The 22,741-nt window shown below is 58.7% G+C and carries 20 protein-coding genes; 18 read left to right on the top strand and 2 right to left on the bottom strand.

Annotated features, from left to right (window positions below; translation table 11 throughout):
* Window position 1: 1 nt before the first annotated feature.
* From nuoE to nuoN, 10 genes are all read left to right on the top strand, one after another.
* Complete coding sequence (gene nuoE / locus DW56_RS13415; RefSeq protein ID WP_024552774.1) at window positions 2-502, top strand: NADH-quinone oxidoreductase subunit NuoE; 501 nt, start codon at window positions 2-4, stop codon at window positions 500-502.
* Entirely contained in the window at window positions 499-1,836 is a 1,338-nt protein-coding gene (gene nuoF, locus DW56_RS13410; protein ID WP_024552775.1) for an NADH-quinone oxidoreductase subunit NuoF, read from the top strand. Before nuoE ends, nuoF begins: the two co-directional genes overlap by 4 nt.
* Window positions 1,837-1,967: 131 nt before the next feature.
* Window positions 1,968-4,694, top strand: coding sequence for an NADH-quinone oxidoreductase subunit NuoG (nuoG, locus tag DW56_RS13405; RefSeq protein WP_024552776.1), 2,727 nt, complete (start codon window positions 1,968-1,970; stop codon window positions 4,692-4,694).
* Entirely contained in the window at window positions 4,691-5,668 is a 978-nt protein-coding gene (gene nuoH, locus DW56_RS13400) for an NADH-quinone oxidoreductase subunit NuoH (protein WP_024552777.1), read from the top strand. The genes nuoG and nuoH overlap by 4 nt, the downstream gene beginning before the upstream one ends.
* A 14-nt stretch (window positions 5,669-5,682) precedes the next feature.
* A complete protein-coding gene (gene nuoI, locus DW56_RS13395) occupies window positions 5,683-6,225 on the top strand; it encodes an NADH-quinone oxidoreductase subunit NuoI (protein ID WP_024552778.1) in 543 nt (180 codons plus the stop codon).
* Between the two features lie 10 nt (window positions 6,226-6,235).
* Complete coding sequence (nuoJ, locus tag DW56_RS13390; RefSeq protein ID WP_024552779.1) at window positions 6,236-6,799, top strand: NADH-quinone oxidoreductase subunit J; 564 nt, start codon at window positions 6,236-6,238, stop codon at window positions 6,797-6,799.
* Window positions 6,796-7,098: an NADH-quinone oxidoreductase subunit NuoK gene (nuoK, locus tag DW56_RS13385; protein WP_002463445.1), complete on the top strand. Its 303-nt coding sequence runs from the start codon at window positions 6,796-6,798 to the stop codon at window positions 7,096-7,098. Before nuoJ ends, nuoK begins: the two co-directional genes overlap by 4 nt.
* Complete coding sequence (nuoL, locus tag DW56_RS13380; protein WP_024552780.1) at window positions 7,095-8,933, top strand: NADH-quinone oxidoreductase subunit L; 1,839 nt, start codon at window positions 7,095-7,097, stop codon at window positions 8,931-8,933. The genes nuoK and nuoL overlap by 4 nt, the downstream gene beginning before the upstream one ends.
* Window positions 8,934-9,048: 115 nt before the next feature.
* Entirely contained in the window at window positions 9,049-10,578 is a 1,530-nt protein-coding gene (gene nuoM / locus DW56_RS13375) for an NADH-quinone oxidoreductase subunit M (RefSeq protein ID WP_024562214.1), read from the top strand.
* Window positions 10,579-10,584: 6 nt separating this feature from the next.
* Window positions 10,585-12,072, top strand: a complete 1,488-nt coding sequence (nuoN, locus tag DW56_RS13370) for an NADH-quinone oxidoreductase subunit NuoN (protein ID WP_024554036.1) — start codon at window positions 10,585-10,587, stop codon at window positions 12,070-12,072.
* Between the two features lie 50 nt (window positions 12,073-12,122).
* Here nuoN and rnz read toward each other — a convergent pair whose 3' ends face one another.
* The gene (rnz, locus tag DW56_RS13365) at window positions 12,123-13,037 is read right to left on the bottom strand and encodes a ribonuclease Z (protein ID WP_024554035.1); all 915 of its coding nucleotides are present in this window, start codon (window positions 13,035-13,037) and stop codon (window positions 12,123-12,125) included.
* Window positions 13,038-13,108: 71 nt separating this feature from the next.
* Between rnz and DW56_RS13360 the strand changes: the two genes are divergently transcribed.
* From DW56_RS13360 to menE, 8 genes are all read left to right on the top strand, one after another.
* Window positions 13,109-13,558 (top strand): GNAT family N-acetyltransferase, encoded by a 450-nt coding sequence (locus tag DW56_RS13360; protein ID WP_029697486.1) that lies wholly within the window; start codon window positions 13,109-13,111, stop codon window positions 13,556-13,558.
* 71 nt (window positions 13,559-13,629) lie between these two features.
* The gene (gene elaB / locus DW56_RS13355; protein WP_024554034.1) at window positions 13,630-13,938 is read left to right on the top strand and encodes a stress response protein ElaB; all 309 of its coding nucleotides are present in this window, start codon (window positions 13,630-13,632) and stop codon (window positions 13,936-13,938) included.
* 109 nt (window positions 13,939-14,047) lie between these two features.
* Window positions 14,048-15,337, top strand: coding sequence for an isochorismate synthase MenF (menF, locus tag DW56_RS13350; RefSeq protein WP_024562215.1), 1,290 nt, complete (start codon window positions 14,048-14,050; stop codon window positions 15,335-15,337).
* 82 nt (window positions 15,338-15,419) lie between these two features.
* Window positions 15,420-17,090, top strand: a complete 1,671-nt coding sequence (gene menD / locus DW56_RS13345; RefSeq protein ID WP_024552502.1) for a 2-succinyl-5-enolpyruvyl-6-hydroxy-3-cyclohexene-1-carboxylic-acid synthase — start codon at window positions 15,420-15,422, stop codon at window positions 17,088-17,090.
* Complete coding sequence (gene menH, locus DW56_RS13340) at window positions 17,087-17,866, top strand: 2-succinyl-6-hydroxy-2,4-cyclohexadiene-1-carboxylate synthase (RefSeq protein ID WP_024552501.1); 780 nt, start codon at window positions 17,087-17,089, stop codon at window positions 17,864-17,866. The genes menD and menH overlap by 4 nt, the downstream gene beginning before the upstream one ends.
* Window positions 17,863-18,720 (top strand): 1,4-dihydroxy-2-naphthoyl-CoA synthase, encoded by an 858-nt coding sequence (menB, locus tag DW56_RS13335; protein ID WP_024552500.1) that lies wholly within the window; start codon window positions 17,863-17,865, stop codon window positions 18,718-18,720. Before menH ends, menB begins: the two co-directional genes overlap by 4 nt.
* A complete protein-coding gene (menC, locus tag DW56_RS13330; RefSeq protein ID WP_024552499.1) occupies window positions 18,720-19,685 on the top strand; it encodes an o-succinylbenzoate synthase in 966 nt (321 codons plus the stop codon). Before menB ends, menC begins: the two co-directional genes overlap by 1 nt.
* Complete coding sequence (menE, locus tag DW56_RS13325) at window positions 19,682-21,082, top strand: o-succinylbenzoate--CoA ligase (protein ID WP_024552498.1); 1,401 nt, start codon at window positions 19,682-19,684, stop codon at window positions 21,080-21,082. The genes menC and menE overlap by 4 nt, the downstream gene beginning before the upstream one ends.
* Here the strand turns inward: menE and DW56_RS13320 are convergent.
* A complete protein-coding gene (locus DW56_RS13320; RefSeq protein ID WP_024552497.1) occupies window positions 21,079-22,527 on the bottom strand; it encodes a catalase in 1,449 nt (482 codons plus the stop codon). The two genes, menE and DW56_RS13320, sit on opposite strands and share 4 nt — an antisense overlap.
* Between the last annotated feature and the right edge of the window lie 214 nt (window positions 22,528-22,741).

Genomic DNA, 22,741 nt, shown 5'->3' with positions numbered 1-22,741 from the left:
TATGCACGAGAATCAACAACCACAGGCTGAGGCTTTTGAGCTGAGTGCGGCAGAGCGTGAGGCGATTGAGCACGAAAAGCATCACTATGAAGACCCGCGTGCGGCGTCCATTGAAGCGCTAAAAATCGTCCAGAAACAGCGTGGATGGGTGCCGGACGGCGCTATTTACGCCATTGCCGATGTTCTGGGCATTCCGGCGAGCGACGTGGAAGGCGTGGCGACGTTCTATAGCCAAATTTTCCGCCAGCCCGTTGGCCGCCACGTTATTCGCTACTGCGATAGCGTGGTCTGCCATATTACCGGCTACCAGGGTATTCAGTCCGCTATTGAAAAGCACCTGGAGATCAAGCCAGGCCAGACCACGTTCGACGGCCGCTTTACGCTGCTGCCGACCTGCTGCCTTGGCAACTGCGACAAGGGGCCGACCATGATGATTGATGAGGATACTCACAGTTATCTGACGCCGGAAACCATCCCTGATCTGCTGGAGCAGTACAAATGAAAACCATTATTCGTACTGCCGAAACCCATCCGCTGACCTGGCGTCTGCGCGATGATAAACAGCCGGTCTGGCTTGAAGAATACGAAAGCAAAAACGGTTACGCGGGCGCACGCAAAGCGTTAACCGGTATGGCGCCGGATGAAATCGTCAATGCGGTAAAAGACGCCGGGCTGAAGGGCCGCGGCGGCGCAGGCTTCTCCACAGGTCTGAAGTGGAGCCTGATGCCGAAAGACGAATCCATGAACATCCGTTACCTGCTGTGTAACGCCGATGAGATGGAACCGGGCACCTATAAAGACCGCTTGCTGATGGAGCAACTGCCGCACCTGCTGGTGGAAGGCATGCTGATCTCTGCGTTTGCGCTCAAGGCTTACCGCGGCTACATCTTCCTGCGCGGCGAATACATTGAAGCCGCCGAGCGTCTGCGCCGTGCTATCGCAGAAGCGACGCAAGCGGGCCTGCTTGGCAAAAACATTCTGGGTTCCGGCTTCGACTTCGAACTTTTTGTACATACCGGCGCAGGCCGTTACATCTGCGGTGAAGAGACGGCGCTGATCAACTCTCTGGAAGGGCGTCGCGCCAATCCACGTTCTAAACCGCCGTTCCCGGCATCCAGCGGGGTTTGGGGCAAGCCGACCTGCGTTAATAACGTAGAAACGCTGTGCAACGTGCCGGCTATTCTCGCTAACGGCGTTGAGTGGTATCAGGGGCTGTCAAAGAGCGAAGACAACGGCACCAAGCTGATGGGCTTCTCCGGGCGCGTAAAAAATCCGGGCGTCTGGGAGCTGCCATTTGGCACCACTGCGCGTGAAATTCTGGAAGATTACGCGGGCGGCATGCGCGACGGCCTGAAATTCAAAGCCTGGCAGCCGGGCGGCGCGGGAACAGACTTCCTCACCGACGCGCACCTTGATCTGCCAATGGAGTTTGCCAGCATCGGTAAAGCGGGCAGCCGTCTGGGAACGGCGCTGGCGATGGCGGTGGATCATGAAATCAACATGGTTTCGCTGGTGCGCAACCTGGAAGAGTTCTTCGCACGCGAATCCTGCGGCTGGTGTACGCCGTGCCGCGACGGCCTGCCGTGGAGCGTGAAAATTTTGCGCGCGCTGGAGCGAGGCGAAGGGCAGCCGGGCGATATCGAAACCCTTGAGCAGCTTTGCCGCTTCCTGGGTCCGGGCAAAACGTTTTGCGCCCATGCGCCAGGCGCCGTAGAGCCGCTGCAAAGCGCGATTAAATATTTCCGCGATGAATTTGAAGCGGGCATCAAACAGGATTTCAGCAATACCCATCGTATCAGCGGTATTCAGCCTAACCTGTTAAAAACGCGTTGGTGATTTCCCTCCGGCGGCCCCTTCCATAATAAAGAGAAGCGCCGCCTTACCCTCTTTCGCAGGAAGAGGGGAGGGGTACAAGAATTTTGATTAACGCCTGGCGCTAAGCCGGGCCAACTGGAAGCATGCTGACTATGGCTACGATTCATGTAGACGGCAAAGAATACGAGGTGGACGGAGCGGACAACCTGCTACAGGCTTGTCTCTCTCTCGGCCTCGATATTCCTTACTTTTGCTGGCATCCGGCGCTGGGGAGCGTCGGTGCCTGCCGCCAGTGTGCGGTGAAGCAATATCAGAACGCGGAAGATACCCGTGGCCGCCTGGTGATGTCCTGTATGACTCCGGCATCCGATGGAACCTTTATCTCAATTGATGACGCTGAAGCGAAGCAGTTCCGCGAAAGCGTGGTGGAATGGCTGATGACCAACCATCCCCACGACTGCCCGGTCTGTGAGGAGGGGGGCAACTGCCATCTCCAGGATATGACTGTTATGACCGGTCATAGCTTCCGCCGTTACCGTTTCACCAAACGTACCCACCGTAATCAGGATCTCGGGCCGTTTATCTCTCACGAGATGAACCGCTGTATCGCCTGCTACCGCTGCGTGCGTTACTACAAAGATTATGCCGATGGCAAAGATCTGGGTGTTTACGGCGCGCACGACAACGTCTACTTCGGTCGTCCGGAAGATGGCGTGCTGGAAAGCGAGTTTTCCGGCAACCTGGTGGAAATCTGCCCGACCGGCGTTTTCACCGATAAAACGCACTCCGAGCGTTATAACCGTAAGTGGGACATGCAGTTTGCGCCAAGCATCTGCCAGCAGTGCTCACTGGGCTGTAACACCAGCCCGGGCGAACGCTATGGCGAATTGCGCCGCATTGAAAACCGCTATAACGGCACCGTAAACCACTACTTCCTTTGCGACCGCGGTCGTTTCGGCTACGGCTATGTGAACCTGAAAGATCGTCCGCGTCAGCCAGTACAGCGTCGCGGCGCCGACCTTATCACCCTGAACGCCGAGCAGGCGATGCAGGGCGCGGCGGATATTCTGCGTCAGTCGAAAAAAGTGATCGGCATTGGTTCACCGCGCGCAAGCGTTGAGAGCAACTTTGCGTTGCGTGAACTGGTCGGCGCGGCAAACTTCTATACCGGTATCGCCGCAGGCGAGCAGGAACGCCTGCAACTGATGCTGAAGGTGTTGCGCGAAAGCGGTATTCACACTCCGGCGCTTCGTGAAATCGAATCCTATGACGCCGTCCTGATTCTGGGCGAAGATCTCACCCAGACCGGCGCCCGCGCCGCGCTGGCGGTTCGTCAGGCGGTGAAAGGCAAAGCGCGCGAAATGGCGGCGGCGCAGAAAGTGGCCGACTGGCAGATCGCGGCGATCCTGAACATTGGTCAGCATGCCAAACACCCGCTGTTTGTCACGAACGTCGACAGCACTCGTCTGGATGATATCGCCGCCTGGACTTACCGCGCGCCGGTAGAAGATCAGGCGCGTCTGGGTTTTGCTATCGCTAACGCGCTGGACGCTGCCGCACCGGCGGTGGAAGGGCTGGATCGCGACCTGCAAAATAAAGTGGATATTATCGTTCAGGCGCTGGCAGGCGCGAAAAAACCGCTGATTGTTTCCGGCACCAACGCCGGCAGCGCAGAAATTATCCATGCTGCGGCTAACGTGGCGAAAGCCCTGAAAGGCCGTGGCGCGGATGTGGGCATCACTATGATTGCCCGCGCGGTTAACAGCGTCGGTCTCGGCATGATCGGCGGCGGTTCGCTGGATGAAGCGCTGCATGAACTGGAAACGGGCAGCGCTGATGCGGTTATCGTGCTGGAAAACGACCTGCATCGCCACGCCTCCGCCACGCGTGTAAACGCTGCGCTGGCGAAAGCGCCGCTGGTCATGGTTATCGACCATCAGCGCACCGCGATTATGGAGCACGCGCATCTTGTGCTTTCGACCGCGAGCTTCGCCGAAAGCGACGGCACCGTGATCAACAACGAAGGCCGCGCCCAGCGCTTCTTCCAGGTTTATGATCCGCACTACTACGACAGCAAAGCCACTATGCTGGAAAGCTGGCGCTGGCTGCATTCCCTGCACAGCACGGTGCAGAGCCGCGAAGTGGACTGGACGCAGCTGGACCACGTTATCGACGCCTGTATCGCGAAGCTGCCGCAGCTTGCGGGTATTAAAGACGCCGCGCCGGACGCTTCTTTCCGCATTCGCGGTCAGAAACTGGCGCGTGAGCCGCACCGCTACAGCGGACGCACCGCAATGCGCGCCAATATCAGCGTGCACGAGCCGCGTCAGCCGCAGGATAAAGACACCATGTTCTCCTTCTCGATGGAAGGGAACAACCATCCGGACGCGCCGCGTTCGCAGGTGCCTTTCGCCTGGGCGCCGGGCTGGAACTCCCCGCAGGCCTGGAACAAATTCCAGGACGAAGTGGGCGGCCACCTGCGTCACGGCGACCCGGGCGTGCGCCTCATCGAAGCCTCTGCGGGCGGTCTGGATTACTTCACCGCTGTGCCGGAAAGCTTCAAAGCGCAGGAAGGGCAGTGGCGCATCGCGCCTTACTACCACCTGTTCGGTAGCGATGAGATGTCGCAGCGTTCACCTGTGTTCCAGACGCGCATGCCTCAGCCGTACATCAAGCTCAATCCGGCGGATGCCGCGAAGCTTGGCGTCAACGCCGGTTCGAAAGTCTCTTTCAGCTATGAAGGACAGACCGTAAGCCTGCCGTTGCAGCTTTCGGAAGGTCTGGCGGCTGGGCAGGTAGGGTTGCCGATGGGCATGCCAGGCATCGCGCCGGTGCTGGCGGGCGCTCGTCTTGAAAATCTGCAGGAGGCTGCGCAATGAGTTGGTTTACACCGGACGTTATCGCCGTCCTGCTCGGTATCCTCAAAGCGGTCGTGATTCTGCTGGTCGTGGTCAGTTGCGGCGCGTTCATGAGCTTCGGCGAACGTCGCCTGCTGGGCCTGTTCCAGAACCGCTACGGACCGAACCGTGTGGGCTGGGGCGGTTCGCTCCAGCTCGTGGCGGACATGATCAAGATGTTCTTTAAAGAGGACTGGGTTCCGCGTTTTACCGACCGCGTGATCTTTACTCTGGCGCCGATGATCGCGTTCACCTCCCTGCTGCTTGCCTTCGCAATCGTGCCGGTGAGCCCCACGTGGGTCGTCGCCGATCTCAACATCGGGATCCTGTTCTTCCTGATGATGGCGGGGCTGGCGGTTTATGCGGTGCTGTTTGCCGGCTGGTCGAGCAACAACAAATACTCGCTGCTGGGTGCGATGCGCGCATCCGCCCAGACGCTGAGCTATGAAGTGTTCCTCGGGCTTTCCCTGATGGGCGTGGTGGCGCAAGCCGGTTCATTCAATATGACCGACATCGTCAACAACCAGGCGCATCTGTGGAACGTCATTCCGCAGTTCTTCGGTTTTGTGACTTTCGCTATCGCAGGCGTCGCGGTGTGTCACCGTCACCCCTTCGACCAGCCGGAAGCCGAGCAGGAGCTGGCCGACGGTTACCACATCGAATATTCCGGCATGAAATTCGGTTTGTTCTTCGTGGGCGAATATATCGGCATCGTCACCGTTTCCGCCCTGATTGTGACCCTGTTCTTCGGTGGCTGGAATGGCCCGTGGTTACCGCCTTTCATCTGGTTCGCGCTGAAAACCGCGTTCTTCATGATGATGTTTATTTTGATTCGCGCCGCATTGCCGCGTCCTCGTTATGACCAGGTGATGTCTTTTGGCTGGAAAGTATGCCTGCCGCTGACGCTTATCAATTTGCTGGCAACCGCCGCGGTTATTCTCTGGCAGGCATCGTAAGGGGTGATTAAGCCATGACATTGAAAGAATTAGTGGTTGGTTTCGGCACCCAACTACGCAGTATCTGGATGATCGGCCTGCACGCGTTTTCCAAACGCGAGACGCGCATGTATCCGGAAGAGCCGGTTTATCTGCCGCCGCGCTACCGTGGCCGTATCGTGCTGACGCGCGATCCGGACGGTCAGGAGCGCTGCGTTGCCTGTAACTTGTGTGCGGTAGCGTGTCCCGTAGGCTGTATCTCTTTGCAAAAGGCAGAGACGAAAGACGGCCGCTGGTACCCGGAGTTTTTCCGCATTAACTTCTCACGCTGCATTTTTTGCGGCATGTGCGAAGAAGCTTGCCCGACTACCGCCATCCAGCTGACGCCGGATTTCGAGCTGGGCGAGTACAAGCGTCAGGATCTGGTTTATGAAAAAGAGGATCTGCTGATCTCCGGTCCGGGCAAATACCCGGAGTACAACTTCTACCGGATGGCGGGTATGGCGATCGACGGCAAAGACAAAGGCGAGGCGGAAAACGAAGCCAAGCCTATCGACGTCAAGAGCCTGTTACCTTAAGGAGTCAGGAATGGAATTCGCTTTTTATATCTGCGCCCTTGTGGCGGTCCTGACCACCGTACGGGTGATCACCCACACCAATCCGGTGCATGCGTTGCTGTACCTGATTATCTCGCTGCTGGCCATCGCAGGCGTGTTTTTCTCGCTCGGCGCTTACTTCGCCGGCGCGCTGGAAATCATCGTTTACGCAGGCGCCATTATGGTGCTGTTCGTGTTCGTGGTGATGATGCTCAACCTCGGCAATTCAGTTATCGAGCAGGAGCGCGGCTGGCTTAAGCCGCAGCTCTGGATCGGGCCTGGCATTCTTTCTGCCGTACTGCTGGTGGTGATGGTTTACGCCATCCTGGGCGTTAACGATCAGGGGATCGACGGCACGCCAATCGGCGCCAAAGAGGTCGGCATTACGCTGTTCGGGCCTTACGTTCTGGCGGTGGAGCTGGCTTCTATGCTGCTGCTGGCGGGGCTGGTTGTGGCCTTCCACCTCGGTCGCGAAGAGTCCGCAGGCGACGTAGTCAGCGTGCGCGGCGGTTCGCCGGCTGAGCAGGCGAAAAGAAAAACGGAGGAGCACGTATGATCCCATTACAACATGGACTCATCCTCGCGGCCATTCTGTTCGTTCTCGGACTGACGGGCCTGGTTATCCGTCGCAATCTGCTGTTTATGCTGATTGGCCTCGAAATCATGATTAACGCCGCCGCGCTCGCCTTTGTGGTCGCGGGCAGCTACTGGGGCCAGACCGACGGTCAGGTGATGTATATCCTGGCGATTAGCCTCGCGGCCGCGGAAGCGAGCATCGGCCTTGCGCTGCTGCTGCAACTCCATCGCCGTCGCCAGAACCTGAATATCGATTCAGTAAGTGAGATGCGTGGATGAACCTCCTCTGGTTAACGATTGTTTTGCCATTGATTGGCTATGTATTGCTGGCGTTCTCACGCGGCCGCTGGTCGGAAAACCTTTCCGCCACGGTGGGCGTCGGGTCTGTCGGGCTGGCGGCGTTAGTTACCGCTATTGTTGGCTTCGATTTTTTCAGTAACGGCAAACAGGCTTTCACTCAGCCGCTGTGGACCTGGATGGCGGTAGGGGATTTCAACATCGGTTTTAACCTGGTGCTTGATGGCCTGTCGCTGACCATGCTCTCTGTCGTAACAGGCGTAGGCTTCCTTATTCATATGTTCGCCTCCTGGTATATGCGCGGTGAAGAGGGGTACTCCCGCTTCTTTGCTTATACCAACCTGTTTATCGCAAGCATGGTCGTGCTGGTGCTGGCCGATAACCTGCTGCTGATGTACCTCGGCTGGGAAGGGGTTGGTCTCTGCTCTTATCTGCTGATCGGCTTCTACTATACCGATCCGAAGAACGGCGCCGCGGCGATGAAAGCGTTTGTCGTTACCCGCGTGGGCGACGTATTCCTCGCTTTCGCGCTGTTCATTCTCTACAACGAACTCGGTACGCTGAACTTCCGCGAGATGGTGGAGCTGGCGCCGCAGCACTTTGCTAACGGCAATGAGATGCTGCGCTGGGCGACGCTGATGCTGCTCGGCGGCGCGGTGGGTAAATCGGCGCAGCTTCCGCTGCAAACCTGGCTTGCGGACGCGATGGCAGGCCCGACCCCGGTTTCTGCGCTTATCCACGCGGCAACCATGGTGACCGCAGGCGTTTACCTGATTGCCCGCACCCATGGCCTGTTCCTGATGACGCCTGACGTGCTGCATCTGGTGGGCATCGTCGGCGCGGTTACGCTGGTGCTGGCTGGTTTCGCGGCGCTGGTGCAGACCGACATTAAACGCGTACTCGCTTACTCCACCATGAGCCAGATTGGCTACATGTTCCTGGCGCTCGGCGTGCAGGCGTGGGACGCGGCGATTTTCCACCTGATGACCCACGCTTTCTTTAAAGCGCTGCTGTTCCTCTCGTCCGGCTCCGTCATCCTGGCGTGCCACCACGAGCAGAACATCTTTAAAATGGGCGGGCTGCGCAAATCTATTCCGCTGGTTTACGCTTGCTTCCTGGTGGGCGGCGCGGCGCTGGCGGCGCTGCCGCTCATTACCGCAGGCTTCTACAGTAAAGATGAAATTCTGTGGGGCGCGGCGGCGAACGGCCATAACTACTTAATGCTGGCGGGTCTGGCGGGGGCGTTCCTGACCTCCATCTATACCTTCCGCATGATTTTCATCGTGTTCCACGGCGAAGAGAAAATTCACGCTCATGCAGGGAAGGGGATCACCCACCACCTGCCGCTTATCGTGCTGCTGGTGCTTTCCACTTTTGTGGGCGCGCTGATCACGCCGCCGCTGGCTGGTGTACTGCCGGAGAGCAACTTCGGTCACGAAGGCAAAATGACAGTGGAAATCGCATCGGGCGCCATCGCCATCATCGGCATCCTGATTGCCGCCTGGCTGTGGCTTGGCAAGCGTACGCTGGTGACTGCCGTTGCCAACAGCGCGCCGGGTCGCTTCTTCGGCACCTGGTGGTTCCATGCCTGGGGCTTCGACTGGCTGTATGACAAAGTCTTCGTCAAACCATATCTCGGTATCGCCTGGCTGTTAAAACGCGATCCGCTGAATGCGCTGATGAACATTCCGGCAATCCTTTCCCGCTTCGCAGGCCGTGGCTTGTTGTTCAGCGAGAACGGCTATCTGCGCTGGTATGTGGCATCCATGAGCATCGGCGCGGTCGTGGTGCTGGCGCTGCTGATGGTTTTGCGTTGAGTTTGCAAGAATAAGTGAATTTTCTCTGCTGAGAATTCGTTGAAAATCAGGTCCCGGTGACAGGCGGTTATGGCAGTGAGCCTGTCCGGGACTTTAACAAGGAATATTGATTGCCATGTTATTACCCTGGCTAATATTGATTCCCTTTATCGGCGGCTTTTTCTGCTGGCAGACGGAGCGCTTCGGCGTCAAGATGCCGCGCTGGATTGCGCTGATCACCATGGGGCTGACGCTGGCGCTCTCGCTGCAACTCTGGTTGCAGGGCGGCTATTCTCTGACGCAGGCGGCAGGATTGCCGCAGTGGCAGTCAGAATTCATCCTGCCGTGGATCCCGCGCTTTGGCATTACCATTCACCTTGCCATCGACGGGCTTTCCCTGCTGATGGTGGTGCTGACCGGTCTGCTTGGCGTGCTGGCGGTGCTCTGTTCCTGGAATGAGATTGAGAAATACCAGGGCTTCTTCCACCTCAACCTGATGTGGATCCTGGGCGGCGTTATCGGCGTGTTCCTTGCCATCGACATGTTCCTGTTCTTCTTCTTCTGGGAAATGATGCTGGTGCCGATGTACTTCCTGATTGCGCTCTGGGGCCATAAAGCCTCCGACGGGAAGACGCGTATTACTGCCGCCACCAAGTTCTTTATCTATACCCAGGCAAGCGGTCTGGTCATGCTCATCGCTATTCTGGCGCTGGTGTTCGTTCACCACAACGCGACCGGCGAATGGACCTTTAACTATCAGCAACTGCTGAAAACGCCCATGTCCCACAATGTGGAATGGCTGCTGATGCTCGGCTTCTTCATTGCGTTCGCGGTGAAAATGCCGGTTGTGCCGCTGCATGGCTGGCTGCCGGATGCGCACTCCCAGGCGCCGACCGCCGGTTCCGTTGACCTCGCGGGCATTTTGTTGAAAACCGCGGCTTACGGCCTGCTGCGTTTCTCCCTGCCGCTGTTTCCGAACGCGTCGGCGGAGTTTGCGCCTGTCGCCATGTGGCTTGGCGTTATCGGTATTTTCTACGGCGCGTGGATGGCTTTCTCGCAGACCGACATCAAACGCCTTATCGCTTACACCTCTGTTTCCCACATGGGTTTCGTGCTGATCGCCATTTATACCGGCAGCCAGCTCGCCTACCAGGGCGCAGTGATTCAGATGATTGCCCACGGTCTTTCCGCTGCGGGTCTCTTCATCCTGTGCGGCCAGCTCTATGAGCGCCTGCACACCCGCGATATGCGCCTGATGGGCGGCCTGTGGAGCAAAATTAAATGGCTGCCGGCAATGTCGATGTTCTTTGCTGTCGCAACGCTGGGTATGCCTGGCACCGGTAACTTCGTTGGTGAATTCATGATCCTCTTCGGCAGCTTCCATGTGGTGCCGCTGATTACGGTTATCTCCACCTTCGGGCTGGTATTCGCATCTGTCTACTCGCTGGCGATGCTGCATCGCGCATACTTTGGTCAGGCGAAGAGCGAAGCGGCCCGTCAGGAGATCCGCGGGATGTCGCTGCGCGAGCTGTTCATCATTCTGCTGCTGGTGGTGCTTCTGGTGCTGCTCGGCTTCTATCCGCAGCCGATTCTGGATACTTCGCATTCCGCGATGAGCAATATCCAGCAGTGGTTTACCGATTCTGTTTCTACTACAAGGCCGTAATTCGCCATGACAATAACACTCCAACAATTGATCGCGCTGCTACCGCTGCTCGTCGTCGGCTTGACGGTAGTGGTTGTGATGCTCTCCATTGCGTGGCGACGCAACCACTTTCTTAATGCCACGCTGTCAGTTATCGGTCTGAACGCCGCGCTGCTGTCGCTCTGGTTTGTCGGCCAGGTGGGGCCGATGGATGTCACCCCGCTGATGCGGGTGGACGGCTACGCTATGCTCTACACCGGCCTTGTGCTGCTGGCGAGTCTGGCGACCTGCACCTTCGCCTATCCATGGTTGCAGGGTTATCCGGATAATAAAGAAGAGTTCTATCTGCTGGTGCTGATTGCCGCGCTTGGCGGCATTCTGCTGGCGAACGCTAACCATCTCGCCTCGCTGTTCCTCGGCATCGAACTGATTTCGCTGCCGCTGTTCGGCTTGATTGGCTACGCGTTCCGTCAGAAACGCTCGCTGGAAGCCTCTGTCAAGTACACCATTCTCTCCGCCGCAGCCTCGTCTTTCCTGCTGTTCGGCATCGCGCTGGTGTATGCGCAGTCCGGCAGCCTGTCGTTTGTCAGCCTCGGTAAGAGCCTTGCGGATAACATGCTGCATGAGCCGTTGCTGCTGGCGGGTCTGGGCCTGATGATTGTGGGTCTCGGCTTTAAGCTTTCGCTGGTGCCGTTCCACCTCTGGACGCCGGACGTTTACCAGGGCGCGCCTGCTCCGGTATCTACCTTCCTGGCGACCGCGAGCAAAATCGCCATCTTCGGCGTGGTGATGCGTCTGTTCCTTTATGCGCCAGTCGGTGACAGCGAGGCCGTGCGCGTGGTGTTGGGCATTATCGCTTTCATCTCCATCATCTTCGGTAACCTGATGGCGCTGAGCCAGACCAACATCAAGCGCCTGCTGGGTTACTCCTCCATTTCTCATCTGGGCTATCTGCTGGTGGCGCTGATCGCGCTGCATAGCGGCGAGATGTCGATGGAAACCGTAGGCGTGTACCTTGCAGGTTATCTCTTCAGCAGCCTTGGCGCGTTTGGCGTGGTGAGCCTGATGTCCAGCCCGTATCGTGGCCCGGACGCGGATTCGCTTTACTCCTATCGTGGCCTTTTCTGGCACCGTCCGATCCTTTCAGCGGTAATGACGGTGATGATGCTGTCGCTCGCGGGTATCCCGATGACGCTTGGCTTTATCGGTAAGTTCTACGTGCTGGCGGTGGGCGTGCAGTCCAGCCTGTGGTGGCTGACGGCGGCGGTGGTTGTCGGTTCTGCGATTGGTCTTTACTACTACCTGCGCGTAGCGGTAAGCCTCTACCTGAGCGCGCCTCAGCAGCTTAACCGCGATGCGCCGTCCAACTGGGCATGGAGCGCAGGCGGCGTAGTGGTGCTGCTGTCTGCGTTGCTGGTGCTGGTGCTGGGCGTATGGCCGCAACCGCTGATTACGCTGGTGCAAATGGCGCATCCGCTGGGTGTCGCCGTACAGGCCGCGCAGGTACTGCCTTAAATCTGTCGTTGTGCTAAAACCGCCGCTTGCCGGCGGTTTTTTTATGGCCGCTATACCGTAATAGTCAGGAAATCTTCCGCCAGCTCGCTTGCCGGGAAAATCGACTGCGCCTCCGCCAGCAGCCGGGCGCAGGCCGCTGCGTCGTAGCGGGAGCTGAAATGGGTCATGATAAGACGCCCGGCTCGCGCCTCACGCGCCAGCTCTGCCGCCTGGTGCGTCGTAGAGTGGCCCCGGCTGTTGGCTTTCTCCGCCATCGCCGCCTCAAGCGTGGTTTCATGCACCATCACGTCCACCTCCCGGGCCAGCTGCAACGCGCCGGGCGTCGGGCCGGTATCGCCGAAAATCGCCAGCCGTTTGCCTTTTTGCGGCTCGCCGAGGTAATCACGGCCGTTAATTTCCATGCCTCCTTCCAGCCGCACCGTTTCGCCCTGCTTAAGCCGCTGAAAAAGCGGGCCGGGCGCAACCCCTGCGCGGATCAACCGCTGAGCGTCCAGCTTGCCTGGCTTGTCATACTCTTCAATGCGGTAGCCATAGCACTCAACAGGGTGCGAAAGCGCCACCGTGCTGACTTTAATCTGTCCGTCGTCGAACACCTGGCCTTCGGTGATTTCATGAATAGTTAGCGGGAAGCCTGCCCAGGAGCCGCTGAGGCGCAGCGACATTTCAATAAACTCCCGAATGCCTGCGGGGCCATAAACCGTCAGCGGCGCTTCGCTGCCCGCCATGGAGCGGCTGCACAGCAGGCCCGGCAACCCAAAAATATGGTCGCCATGCAGATGGGTAATGAAAATTTTATCCAGTTTGCCGGGGTTAAACGCGGTGCGCAGCATCTGGTGCTGGGTGCCTTCGCCGCAGTCAAACAGCCATAAGCCAGGCTGTGCGAGTTGCGGATTCAACACCATCGCCGTCACGTTGCGGGCGCGGGCAGGCACGCCAGCCGACGTGCCGAGAAAAGTCAGTTCCATAGAAGGTAAGCTCCCGTCTGGCGAGAAAAGCCTTTAGTATAGCGATGACCCTTCTTACTCAGGAGCTTTTCATGATCCACTGGCAAGACTTGCACCACAGCGAACTCGACGTTCCCACGCTTTATGCGCTGCTAAAACTGCGTTGCGACGTTTTTGTCGTAGAGCAAAACTGCGTTTATGCCGATATCGACGGCGACGATCTGGTGGGCGAAAACCGGCATCTTCTGGGCTGGCGCGATGGTGAGCTGGTCGCGTATGCGAGGATTCTGAAAAATGAAGTGGAATGGGAGCCTGTTGCGATTGGCCGGGTCATTGTTTCTCCCGCCGCGCGCGGTGAAAAACTTGGCTACCAGTTAATGGAACAAGCATTGGCTGTTTGCCGCAAATACTGGCCGCAGCAGGCGATATATCTGGGCGCGCAGGCACACCTGCAATCTTTTTACGGCAGTTTCGGCTTTAAGCCGGTGACCGACGTTTACGACGAAGACGGCATTCCTCACATCGGTATGGCGAAGGAATAGCGGTTACGCAAAAAGCGCTGGCGTTGTCTATAGTTAGCAGACGGGTATTCACAAAAACACGGAGAACAGTTATGTCCGATTCACAACCGTATGAACCGCGTCTTGATGATGATTTGACTCTGCTGAGCGAAACGCTGGAAGAGGTCTTACGCTCTTCAGGCGACCCGGCCGACCAGAAATACATCGAGCTTAAGGCTCGCGCTGAACAGGCGCTGCACGATGTTAAATCACGCGTCAGCAATGCTTCAGACAACTACTACTATCGCGCGAAAAAAGCGGTTTACCGCGCTGATGATTATGTTCATGAAAAACCCTGGCAGGGCGTAGGTATCGGCGCTGCGGCTGGCCTGGTACTGGGGCTTTTGCTGGCGCGTCGTTAAACTTTTTGCGCGCTTTACCCCTGAAATCACACCGCTTCGGCGGTGTGTCGTTTTTATTAACCCTTTAACCACGTATAATGCATGGTTTTTCAGGGGGAGGGGGGGTTAAGTGTCGTCCATCGAAAAAGCGTTAGGGGAGCTTGCCGTCCAGTTAGCGGCGGCTTTCCCGGCAGAACCAGGCTTACGCGCGCTTTGCGCGCCTGTCAGTCTCAGCGACGCCAGCGATCCGCTTGCCTGGCTTGCAAGCCAGCCAGTCTACCCCCAATTTTACTGGCAGCAGCGCAGCGGTAATGATGAAGCTGCCGCGCTGGGTTCGCTTAAACGCTTCGCTTCTTTGAGCGAAGCGCAACTCTTCTTAGCGCAGCAGAAGGTCCCCGATGTACGTATCTGGGGCCTCAATGCTTTCGACCCACAGCAAGGCGATTTCTTCCTTTCACGGCTTGAATGGCGACGTAACAAAGGGCAGGCATGGTTGTGCCTGTATCTCTGGAGCGAAACGTCGTTACAGGACGATGCCCGCAAAGCAACAACATTTCTGAATGAACTTCAGCCCCTGAAACTTCTCGCGCCGCTGAATCCGCGCCTGGTGAGTGAAACGCATATCCCTGATAAAGACGGCTGGTGCGATAAAGTACGCCTTGCTACCCGCGCAATTCATCATCAGGAGATGGATAAAGTGGTGCTGGCGCGGGCAACCGATATGCGGTTTCGTCGCCCGATCAGCGCGGCGGCGTTACTGGCCGCAAGCCGACGGGTTAACCTTAGCTGCTACCATTTTTATTTCGCTTTTGGCGAGCAGGAGGCTTTCCTTGGCTCCAGCCCAGAACGGCTCTGGCGACGTATCGACAGCGCGCTGCGTACCGAAGCGCTGGCGGGCACCATAGAAAATCACGCCGACGATCATCGCGCATGGGGGCTTGCCCGACGCCTGCTGGCTGACGATAAAAACCAGCGCGAGAATTTGCTGGTGGTGGAGGATATCTGCCAGCGCCTGGAAATGCTGGGCAAAGGTTATGATGTCCTGCCGCCGCAGGTGCTGCGCCTGCGAAAAGTGCAGCACTTGCGCCGTTGCATCTGGAGTACGCTTCATCAGCCGGATGACGCTCTCTGCCTGCGTCAGTTGCAGCCCACCGCCGCCGTAGCCGGACTGCCGCGCGAGGCGGCGCGGGTTTTTATCGGCGAGCATGAGCCTTTTATCCGCGGCTGGTATGCCGGTTCGGCCGGTTATCTTTCCCTTCAGCAAACCGAATTTTGCGTGGCGCTGCGCTCGGCGCTGGTGACGGGCGACACGGTGCGCCTGTATGCTGGCGCAGGCATAGTCGCGGGTTCCGACCCGGAACAGGAGTGGCAAGAGATAGAAAACAAAGCGGCGGGCCTGCGCACGCTCCTTTGCCGCTAAGCGCCACAATACCGACCCATATCAAAATACGTGATGTCATAACTCTTATAATAACCGGGCAAAATTGATACCGGACAACATCATGTCGATAAGCTCCTTCAACCGACGCTGGGCTGCGGTCATTCTTGAGACGCTGACGCGCCACGGCGTTCGGCATGTCTGCATCGCTCCAGGTTCGCGCTCTACGCCGCTGACCCTGGCGGCGGCTGAAAATCACGCCTTTATCGTTCATACCCATTTTGATGAGCGCGGGCTTGGCCATCTTGCGTTGGGGCTGGCAAAAGGCAGCGGAGAGGCAGTGGCAGTCATCGTTACGTCCGGCACTGCGGTAGCTAACCTCTATCCGGCGTTGATTGAAGCCGGGCTTACCGGCGAAAAGCTGATTTTGCTGACGGCGGACAGGCCGCCGGAGCTTATTGACTGCGGCGCGAATCAGGCCATTCGCCAGCAAGGCATCTTCGCTTCACACCCTGAGGTCTCCCTTGCTTTGCCGCGTCCGACGCAGGAGATTCCCGCCCGCTGGCTGGTTTCCACGCTTGATGAAGCGCTCGGTACCCTCAAAGCGGGCGCGGTTCACATCAACTGCCCCTTTGCCGAACCGCTGTATGGCGAAATGGACGACACGGGGCTTGAGTGGCAGCAGGCGTTAGGGGAGTGGTGGCGCAGCGATCAACCCTGGCTGCGTATGAGCGAAGGGCAGGCGTGTCTTAAGCAACGTGACTGGTTTTTCTGGCGGCAAAAGCGCGGCGTGGTTATCGCCGGCAGGCTTTCGGCAAGCGAAGGCGAACAGGTAGCCGCCTGGGCGAACACGCTAGGCTGGCCGCTGATTAGCGACGTCCTTTCTCAAACGGGGCAGCCATTGCCGTGCGCCGATTTATGGCTGGGCAATCCGCGCGCGACGGCGCTGTTGGCGCAGGCGCAGCTTGTTATCCAGTTTGGCGCGAGCCTTACCGGTAAACGTCTGTTGCAGTGGCAGGCAGCCTGTGAACCGGATGAGTACTGGCTGGTGGATTCGCTCCCTGGACGCCTTGATCCGGCGCATCATCGCGGCCGCAGGCTGACCGCCAATATCAGCGACTGGCTTACGCTTCATGATGCGCAAAAACGCGCCCCCTGGGCGATGGCGCTGGAGGCGCTGGCTAAAGAAGCCAGCCAACAAGTGGCGCAGGCGACGCAGCGCTTCGGTGAGGCGCAGTTAGCGAGCCGGATAGCGGAACTGCTGCCGCAAGCGGGCCAGCTTTTTGTCGGCAACAGTTTAGTGGTGCGGCTGGTGGACGCGTTTGCTCAGCTTCCCGCCGGTTATCCGGTTTACAGCAATCGCGGAGCGAGCGGCATCGACGGGCTCATCTCGACCGCCGCCGGGGTGCAGCGGGCCACTGCCCGCCCGACACTCGCCATCGTGGGCGATCTTTCCGCGCTTTACGATCTCAACTCTCTGGCGCTGCTGCGCCAGGCGTCCGCGCCGCTTGTGCTGATTGTTGTGAACAACAATGGCGGCCAGATTTTCTCCCTGCTGCCGACGCCAGCCGCCGAGCGCGAAAAATATTACTGCATGCCGCAGAACGTCACCTTTGAACATGCCGCAGCCCTGTTCGGGCTTCATTATTGCCGACCAGAAAGCTGGCAGGCGTTAGATGAAGCGGTCAAAGCGGGCTGGCGAACGCCTGGCGCTACGGTTGTGGAAATTGCCGTGCCGCCTGAAGAGGGCGCGCAAACCTTGCAGCGTCTGGTCACGCAGGTAAGCCAGGCATGAAGCTGTACGCAGAAGCGTGGCAAAGCGCTGTTGCTGGTCGCCCCTGGCTCATCTGGCTGCACGGCTTTCTGGGCTGCCTTGAGGAGTGGCAACCTGTCGCCGCCGGGATGACGGACTATTCACATTTGTTTATCGATCTACCCGGCCACGGTAAATCTTCAGCACTTCAGGCGCGTCATTTCCAACAGGTAAACGACCTGCTTGCCGATACGCTAATTAGTTACAACATACTTAATTACTGGCTGGTGGGTTATTCCCTTGGCGGGCGCATTGCGATGCATTTTGCCTGCCAGAAACCTGCCGGGCTACAGGGCCTGATTGTCGAAGGTAGCCATCCGGGGTTGCCACACCCTGAGGAACGGCAAGCCCGGTTTGCGGCGGACTGCTGCTGGGCGCAGCGGTTACGCCAGGCAACCCTCGCGGAGGTGCTGAAAGAGTGGTATCGCCAGCCGGTTTTCGCCTCGCTGGACGAGCCGCAGCGCGCTGCGTTAATCACCCTGCGCAGCCGTAACGATCCGCATGCGCTCGCCGCCATGCTGGAGGCGACCTCTCTTGGCCGCCAGCCAAATCTTCGCGCGCCGCTGGCGCAGCTCTGTTTGCCTTTTCATTACCTTTACGGCGAAAAGGACAAAAAATTCGCCGCGCTCGCCGCTGAGCTTACCGCAACGCGTCATCCCATTGCCGCAGCCGGCCACAATGCCCACCGGGAAAACCCGCAAGCGGCGGCGCGCTGCATCACTGCTATTTTGCTTCAACATGCTAAGGAATCACCATGATCTACCCTGATGAACAGATGCTCTACGCACCGGTTGAATGGCGCGATTGCTCAGAAGGCTATCACGACATTCGCTACCACAAATCCGCCGACGGCATCGCGAAAATCACTATAAATCGCCCTGAAGTGCGCAACGCGTTTCGCCCGCTCACGGTGAAAGAGATGTTGCAGGCGCTGGCGGACGCCCGCTATGACGACAATATCGGCGTGATCATTCTTACCGGCGAGGGGGAAAAAGCCTTCTGCGCGGGCGGCGATCAGAAAGTGCGTGGCGACTACGGCGGCTATCAGGATGATTCCGGCGTGCATCACCTTAACGTGCTCGACTTCCAGCGTCAGATCCGCACCTGCCCGAAACCCGTCGTTGCGATGGTGGCGGGCTATTCCATTGGCGGCGGTCATGTATTGCATATGATGTGCGACCTGACTATCGCCGCGGAAAACGCCGTCTTCGGCCAGACCGGGCCGAAGGTCGGATCGTTTGACGGCGGCTGGGGCGCCTCTTATATGGCGCGCATCGTCGGCCAGAAAAAGGCGCGGGAAATCTGGTTCCTTTGCCGTCAGTACAATGCGCAGCAGGCGCTGGAGATGGGGCTGGTTAACACCGTGGTGCCGCTGGCTGAGCTGGAAAAAGAGACGGTGCGCTGGTGTCGCGAAATGCTGCAAAACAGTCCGATGGCGCTGCGGTGCCTGAAGGCGGCGCTCAACGCCGACTGCGACGGCCAGGCGGGGCTACAGGAACTGGCGGGCAACGCCACAATGCTGTTCTACATGACTGAAGAAGGCCAGGAAGGGCGCAACGCGTTCAACGAAAAGCGCCAGCCAGACTTCAGCAAGTTCAAGCGTAACCCGTAATGCGTCGCGCTCAGGTTTACCGCTATGCACTGCCGATGGATGCAGGCGTGGTGCTGCGCGAGCGGCGGCTAAAGTTTCGCGAAGGGCTGCTGATTCAGCTTTGCGAGGGCGAGCGCGAAGGTTGGGGCGAAGCGGCGCCGCTGCCGGGCTTTAGCCCGGAGACGCTGGAAGAGGCGCAGACGGCAGTGCTCGCCTGGGCAACCGCATGGCGCAGCGGGCAGGCGGTTGCGCTGCCTGGTCTGCCCTGCGCTGACTTCGGCTTAAGTTGCGCGCTGGCCGAGCTTACCGGCGAACTGCCGCTGACGGCGGATTTTCGTGCCGCACCTCTGTGCAGCGGCGACCCGGACGCGCTCTTCGCCACGCTGTCAGCCATGCCGGGCGACAAAATCGCTAAGGTAAAAGTGGGCTTCTGTGAAGCCGTACGCGATGGCATGGTGGTGAATCTGCTGCTGGAAGGCGTGCCCGATCTGCGTCTGCGCCTTGACGCTAACCGCAGCTGGACGCCGCTTAAAGCGCGCCAGTTTGCGAAATATGTCGCCCCGCAGAACCGGGACCGCATTGCGTTTATTGAAGAGCCGTGCAAGACACGCGAGCAGTCCCGTGAATTCACGCGAGAAACGGGCATCGCTATCGCCTGGGACGAAAGCTTGCGCGAACCTGGCTTTACCTTCGCTGCGGAACCTGGACTGAGCGCGGTGGTTATCAAACCTACCCTGACCGGCAGCCTTGATAAAGTGCGCGAGCAGGTAGCGCAGGCGCACGCGCTGGGGCTTGAGGCCGTCATCAGCTCTTCCATTGAATCCAGCCTTGGCTTGACGCAGCTGGCGCGCCTCGCTGCCTGGCTGACGCCGCAGACGGTGCCGGGGCTTGATACGCTCTCGCTGATGCAGGCGCAGCTGGCGCGCAGCTGGCCGGGCAGCGAATTACCCTGCTGGCCTGTAGAAAAACTGGAGCGGTTATTGTGATTTTCAAGACCTGGCCCTGGCAGCACTGGAGAGCGGAGCGCCGCGACGCAGTGGCTTTGCGTACCTCGCACGAAAGCGTTACCTGGCAACAATTGTGCGAGCGGGTCGATGCGCTGGCGGCGGGCTTTTACCAGCAAGGCGTGCGGGAAGGCGCAGGCGTGGCGCTGTGCGCGAAGAACAGCCCGCAGGCGGTGTTCGCCTGGCTTGCGCTGTTGCAATGCGGCGCGCGCGTATTGCCGCTTAACCCGCAGTTGCCCGCACCTTTGCTGGCGCAGTTATTGCCTGCGCTTTCGCTTGAGCATGCGCTGGTGTGCGGTGAGGCCTTGCCGCCGCCAGGTTTGCCGCTGCTCGCCTGGCACGAAGAAGGCGATTGCGTTCATGCGGCTGGCTGGCAGCCTGAACGTTTCGCTTCCATGACGCTCACCTCTGGCTCGACCGGCCTGCCGAAAGCGGCGGTTCATAGCGCAGCCGCGCACCTTGCCAGCGCCGCTGGCGTGCTTGGCGAAATTCCTTTCGCTGGCGGCGACTGCTGGCTGCTTTCTCTGCCGCTCTATCATGTTTCAGGGCAGGGGATTTTCTGGCGCTGGCTGTTGGCGGGCGCAAGCCTTGCAACGCGGAAGTCGCAACCGCTGGCTCAGGCGCTGGCGGGCTGCACGCATGCCTCGCTGGTTCCCACTCAGCTGTGGCGGTTGCTTGAGGAAAAGGTGGCGATCCCGTCGCTTAAGGCTGTGCTGCTGGGCGGCGCGGCGATCCCGGTTGGGTTAACCGAAGCGGCGGACCAGCGCGGCATTGCCTGCTGGTGCGGCTATGGCCTGACTGAATTCGCCTCCACGGTTTGCGCGAAAAAAGCGGACGGGCGTAAAGATGTTGGCTTTGCGCTGGCGGGCCGGGAGGTGAAAATCGTGAACGGGGAGATCTGGCTGCGCGGCGCGAGCATGGCGGCGGGCTACTGGCGTGATGGCGGCGTTCAGCCGCTGACAAACCGCGAAGGGTGGTTCGCCACCCGCGATCGCGGCGTATGGCTTGGCGACAGGCTGTGCGTGCCGGGGCGTCTGGATAACCTCTTTTTCAGCGGCGGCGAAGGCATCCAGCCGGAAGAAGTCGAGCGCGTTATTGCGGCGCATCCTCAGGTGCGGCAGGCTTTTGTGGTGCCGCTTGAGGACAAAGAGTTCGGCCATCGTCCGGTGGCTGTAGTGGAGTGTGAAGAAGGCGCGCCGCCGGAGGCGCTGGCTTTGTGGGTGCGCGACAAGCTGGCGCGTTTTCAGCAGCCGGTGCGCTGGCTGGCGCTTCCTGAAAGCATAAAAAACGGCGGGATTAAAATCTCCCGCCGTCAGCTTTCGCAATGGGTGGTAAATGAGCTTTCCCCGTTTGCTGAACGGGAAAGCGCTACGGTTTAGCCTTTGGCTTTCAGGGCCGCCAGCGCCGCGGCCACGCCTGCGCCGTACGCCGGATGTACTTCGCTGAAGATGCCAATCTGACGCTGCTGGATAAATTCCGGCACGCTCTGGATATCATCCGCGATGCGGTTGTACATGCGCTGGCGCTCCTCCTCGCCGATGAGGTTGAACAACGCTCGCGGTTGGGTGAAGTAATCCGTGTCTTCGCGGTGGTTCCAGTGATCTGCCGCACCCTCAATGCTCAGCGGCGGCTCGCTGTAATCCGGCTGCTCCTGGAACACGCCAAAGCTGTTCGGCTCATAGGTCGGACCGTTACCGCTGTTGCCATCCACCCGCATTGCGCCGTCACGATGGTAGTTATGGAACGGGCAGCGCGGCTTGTTCACCGGGATCTGGTGATGGTTCACGCCCAGGCGGTAGCGGTGCGCGTCGCCGTAAGAGAAAAGGCGGCCCTGCAACATACGGTCTGGCGAGAAACCGATGCCCGGTACGACGTTGGCTGGCGACATCGCCACCTGCTCAACTTCCGCAAAGTAGTTATCCGGGTTGCGGTTGAGCTCCAGCACGCCCACTTCAATCAGCGGATAATCGGCATGCGGCCAGACTTTGGTCAGGTCGAACGGGTTATAAGGAGTTTGTGAAGCTTCCGCTTCCGGCATGATCTGCACATAGAATTTCCAGCGCGGGAAATCGCCTTTTTCAATTGAGTCAAACAGGTCGCGCTGAGCGCTTTCGCGATCTTCTGCAATCAGGCGCTTTGCTTCATCATCCATCAGATTATGAATGCCCTGCTCGGAGCGCAGGTGGAATTTTACCCAAAAACGCTCGTTACGGGCGTTGATAAAGCTGTAAGTATGGCTGCCGAAGCCATGCATTTCACGGTACGAGCGCGGCAGGCCGCGGTCGGAGAAGTCGATGGTCAGCTGGTGCACGGTTTCCGGCTGCAACGAGAAAAAGTCCCACTTATAAATCGGGTTACGCAGGTTGGTGCGCGGGTCGCGCTTCACTACGTGATTAAGATCCGGGAATTTCAGCGGGTCGCGCAGGTAGAACACCGGGGTGTTGTTGCCGACCAGATCCCAGTTACCTTCTTCCGTGTAAAACTTAATGGAAAAGCCGCGGATATCGCGCTCGGCATCGGCGGCGCCGCGCTCGCCCGCCACGGTTGAAAAGCGGATAAACAGATCCGTTTTCTTGCCCGGCTGCGAAAAGATCTTTGCGCGGGTAAAGTCGGTAATATCCTGGGTTACGGTAAAGGTGCCATAAGCGCCGGAGCCTTTCGCGTGCATGCGGCGCTCCGGGATCACTTCGCGATCGAAATGCGCCAGTTTCTCTAAGAACCAGACATCCTGTAGCAGCATCGGTCCCCGGCGTCCCGCCGTCATGGAATTGTTATTATTGGCCACCGGTGCGCCTGACGCCGTGGTTAATCCTTTTTTACTCATCGTTTTTCTCCCGGAAAAGGTAGAGCAGTTTGATTGTAATTCCCTATTGATTACAGAATTATCCTGGGCGATATTTTTAGTTGAATTGTTGATCGCGGACAATTTGTCTCTTCCTATCACAGTTATCTTCGTCACCTTTCGTTAAGAAAAAATAATTACTTTCACTCAGTTACAACAGCATGTGAATGCTAAAGCCCGGATACATTGCTTCGCC

Origin of the sequence: Franconibacter helveticus LMG 23732, from assembly GCF_000463115.2 — a bacterium.
In the GTDB taxonomy this organism is placed as follows: Bacteria; Pseudomonadota; Gammaproteobacteria; order Enterobacterales; family Enterobacteriaceae; genus Franconibacter; species Franconibacter helveticus.
Note: the sequence above shows the minus strand (reverse complement) of the source record. Positions and strands in the feature narration are given on the sequence as shown.

Coding starts and splice junctions, on each gene's coding strand:
- nuoE (WP_024552774.1), top strand. CDS start 2: ATGCACGAGAATCAACAACCACAGGCTGAGGCTTTTGAGCTGAGTGCG.
- nuoF (WP_024552775.1), top strand. CDS start 499: ATGAAAACCATTATTCGTACTGCCGAAACCCATCCGCTGACCTGGCGT.
- nuoG (WP_024552776.1), top strand. CDS start 1,968: ATGGCTACGATTCATGTAGACGGCAAAGAATACGAGGTGGACGGAGCG.
- nuoH (WP_024552777.1), top strand. CDS start 4,691: ATGAGTTGGTTTACACCGGACGTTATCGCCGTCCTGCTCGGTATCCTC.
- nuoI (WP_024552778.1), top strand. CDS start 5,683: ATGACATTGAAAGAATTAGTGGTTGGTTTCGGCACCCAACTACGCAGT.
- nuoJ (WP_024552779.1), top strand. CDS start 6,236: ATGGAATTCGCTTTTTATATCTGCGCCCTTGTGGCGGTCCTGACCACC.
- nuoK (WP_002463445.1), top strand. CDS start 6,796: ATGATCCCATTACAACATGGACTCATCCTCGCGGCCATTCTGTTCGTT.
- nuoL (WP_024552780.1), top strand. CDS start 7,095: ATGAACCTCCTCTGGTTAACGATTGTTTTGCCATTGATTGGCTATGTA.
- nuoM (WP_024562214.1), top strand. CDS start 9,049: ATGTTATTACCCTGGCTAATATTGATTCCCTTTATCGGCGGCTTTTTC.
- nuoN (WP_024554036.1), top strand. CDS start 10,585: ATGACAATAACACTCCAACAATTGATCGCGCTGCTACCGCTGCTCGTC.
- rnz (WP_024554035.1), bottom strand. CDS start 13,037: ATGGAACTGACTTTTCTCGGCACGTCGGCTGGCGTGCCTGCCCGCGCC.
- DW56_RS13360 (WP_029697486.1), top strand. CDS start 13,109: ATGATCCACTGGCAAGACTTGCACCACAGCGAACTCGACGTTCCCACG.
- elaB (WP_024554034.1), top strand. CDS start 13,630: ATGTCCGATTCACAACCGTATGAACCGCGTCTTGATGATGATTTGACT.
- menD (WP_024552502.1), top strand. CDS start 15,420: ATGTCGATAAGCTCCTTCAACCGACGCTGGGCTGCGGTCATTCTTGAG.
- menH (WP_024552501.1), top strand. CDS start 17,087: ATGAAGCTGTACGCAGAAGCGTGGCAAAGCGCTGTTGCTGGTCGCCCC.
- menB (WP_024552500.1), top strand. CDS start 17,863: ATGATCTACCCTGATGAACAGATGCTCTACGCACCGGTTGAATGGCGC.
- menC (WP_024552499.1), top strand. CDS start 18,720: ATGCGTCGCGCTCAGGTTTACCGCTATGCACTGCCGATGGATGCAGGC.
- DW56_RS13320 (WP_024552497.1), bottom strand. CDS start 22,527: ATGAGTAAAAAAGGATTAACCACGGCGTCAGGCGCACCGGTGGCCAAT.